Genomic DNA, 2456 nt, shown 5'->3' on the forward strand with positions numbered 1-2456 from the left:
ACCTTACACCATGTCATGCACGGCCGTGCATGATCATGCCGGCGGTCACCTCACCGGCGGCCCATATGCCCACGCCGTAAGCGCCCACCGCTCGCCCGCCACCACCCGCGTCACCCGGTGACGCGTCCACGACGGGAACACCGCCGCCAGCCCGAACTGGCGCGGGATCGTCGACCACTGCTCACCCATCCCGATCACCTCGAGCTCACCACCCGTATACACGGCCGGGTCGGATAGCTGCACGACCAGCGTCAACTTGCGGCGCATCGACCCGGGGAACATGTCCATGTGCGCCGGCGCATAGTGGCCCGGCGCGTAGCGCAACACCTTGAACCGGAACGTGTCGATGTCGAGCCGCCACCACCGGTCATTGACCTCGCACATCGTGTCCGTGATCCGGCGCAGCAGCCCCGGGCCGAGCGCCCCGGCGGCCACACCATCGTCGGGCAGCCACAGCTCGTCGCACCGGTCGGCGCCACGGCGACTCAGCCGGCCCCGCGCCATCGCCACCACCTCGGTCAGCGCCGAACACGGCAACAGATCGGCCAGCGTGTAAAACGCTGATCGTGGCTCGGCCACCATCAGATCACCGGTGAACTCTCGGACAGGGCTGTACTCCACTCATCCTCCCTAGTCGGCCACCACGAGCCGCGGCCGGCCCGGCGACACCGGCAGTGTGCGCGCCAGATGCACCGCGCCTGCCACCGCGTACGCCGCATCGCAATGGCCCTCACCACGGCGCGAGAACACCCAGCCGTCACCACGCGGCAGCCGCTCGGCGCCTGTCACATGCGCGTTTAACAGCGGGTCGTCGTCATGCACCACCCGCCCCGCCCGCACCTGCTCGTCTAGCCCCATGCACACCGCAGCCATGTCACCCTTGATCGGCTCCACCGTCATGCCCTTCGGTGGCCACGCAGCTCGGCCCGGCCGCTCCGCCAGATCCGCCGCCAACGCAGCCGCCGGCCCAGACGGATACCAACCCAACGCCTTCGGCCGCACGCGCAGCAGCAGCGCGGTCAGATCCCGGCGCAACGTGTCCGTGTCCGTCCACGACCTCACCGGCTCCACCCGCACCCGCCCATCCGCCAGCACCGCCGCCGCCACCAACGTCGCATGCGCCCCATCCGGCGCCACGTCCAGACACACCGCCACCCGCGACCGCACGGCCGCCAGGTCACCCGGCACATGACATGCCCGCCACGCCAGCCCGTCAATCGCCGGTGCCAGCTTCCGCACCCGGATGCACATCGCCTCGGTCTTGAACGTCGTCAACGCTTCACCACCCCGAGCCACCGCCGTAGCCGCCTCGCCGAGCAGCGCGTCAGACGGGATACGCCGACCCAGGTTGGGGTTGGCCTGCGCCAGCGCGGCGAGATCGAGCGGATCATCCTCGTCGGTGCACGACCATTCGAACAGCCCCACCCGCGGATCGCCCACACCCGACTCGATGAACTTGAGTGCCGCCTCGCGCCTGTCGTTCAGCACCACCGACCGGTCATCGCCGGCATTCGACATCGCCCACGCCTGCGCGTGAGACACGGCGTTCATCGCGTTGTACGCCGCGCCCCACGCGCTGTAATCGTGGTGCTGGCGCAGCTCATCGAGCACAAGCCGATGCACCGTCAACGAGCGGCCACCCTCGGCGTTCGACGCAGCGATCTTGTAGCGGGCATCATCGACCGTCCACGACTCCTGCTCACCGTTCGCCTCACGCTTCCACCGCGGCGACGGCCGCAACGAATCGAACGCCGGCGTCGCCTCGGCCAGCTTCACACCCTTCAACCACGACTCGCGGGCATAGTCCAGTTTCGTCGACGTACCCAACACCAGCGGCACCGCCTCGACGAACTGCCAGTACAACGCCAACACCACCACGACCTCGGTCTTGCCGTTCTGCCGCGCCACCAGCACGATCACGATCCGGAACCGCGGCCGCCCATCCGGGAGCAGCTCCCCGGCATGCACCACGAGCCACTGCTCCCACGGATCGAGCGGATGCGCGAGCACACCATCGGCAAAGTCGATCACGTCGAACCCGAACGACGTCGCCGGCGTCAGCTCACGCAACGGCGGCGTCCACAGCCGCGGGACCGTGCTACCCAGCACCACGCTGCCGTCGCTCACGGAGCTCATCAAGCTTGCCGTTGCCAGTGCCGCCACCCTGCACACCCCCCCTCACGCCACGGCCCGCCGGCGTCAAACCCAGGGCAGACAGCACAGCCAGATACTTCGGGGCCAGATCGGCGAACACAGCCGACTCCTCGAGCGTGCCACGCGCCGTGTCCAGCAAATATGCCAACCTGCGCGCCAATGCCACGCCGCCCGCATCCCGGTCCCCGATCCGCGCGGCACGCAACGATTTGGCCAGATCCCGGCTCATCGGGCCCGATTTCGCACGATCCGTACTCATCCAGGCCACTTCCCGCAGTTATCCACAGGGGCCTGGGGAGAGA

The 2456-nt window shown here is 68.8% G+C and carries 3 protein-coding genes; all 3 read right to left on the reverse strand.

Going from position 1 to position 2456, the window contains the following annotated elements; all coding sequences use genetic code 11:
- Positions 1–45: 45 nt before the first annotated feature.
- From ACRDSQ_RS29565 to ACRDSQ_RS29575, 3 genes are read right to left on the reverse strand one after another with little or no spacing between them, the layout of a single operon-like run.
- Positions 46–621 carry a 2OG-Fe(II) oxygenase gene (locus ACRDSQ_RS29565; protein ID WP_431425600.1) on the reverse strand — a complete coding sequence of 192 codons (576 nt, stop codon included), beginning with the start codon at positions 619–621 and terminating at the stop codon, positions 46–48.
- Positions 622–630: 9 nt separating this feature from the next.
- Complete coding sequence (locus tag ACRDSQ_RS29570; RefSeq protein WP_431425603.1) at positions 631–2136, reverse strand: terminase; 1506 nt, start codon at positions 2134–2136, stop codon at positions 631–633.
- Complete coding sequence (locus ACRDSQ_RS29575) at positions 2099–2413, reverse strand: terminase small subunit (RefSeq protein WP_431425602.1); 315 nt, start codon at positions 2411–2413, stop codon at positions 2099–2101. The genes ACRDSQ_RS29570 and ACRDSQ_RS29575 overlap by 38 nt, the downstream gene beginning before the upstream one ends.
- Between the last annotated feature and the right edge of the window lie 43 nt (positions 2414–2456).

Origin of the sequence: Actinokineospora sp. (assembly GCF_050699995.1) — a bacterium.
Classification (GTDB): domain Bacteria; phylum Actinomycetota; class Actinomycetes; order Mycobacteriales; family Pseudonocardiaceae; genus Actinokineospora.

Excerpts from the sequence above, each read along its gene's own strand:
- ACRDSQ_RS29575 (WP_431425602.1), bottom strand. The coding sequence starts at position 2,413 with ATGAGTACGGATCGTGCGAAATCGGGCCCGATGAGCCGGGATCTGGCC.
- ACRDSQ_RS29570 (WP_431425603.1), bottom strand. The coding sequence starts at position 2,136 with ATGAGCTCCGTGAGCGACGGCAGCGTGGTGCTGGGTAGCACGGTCCCG.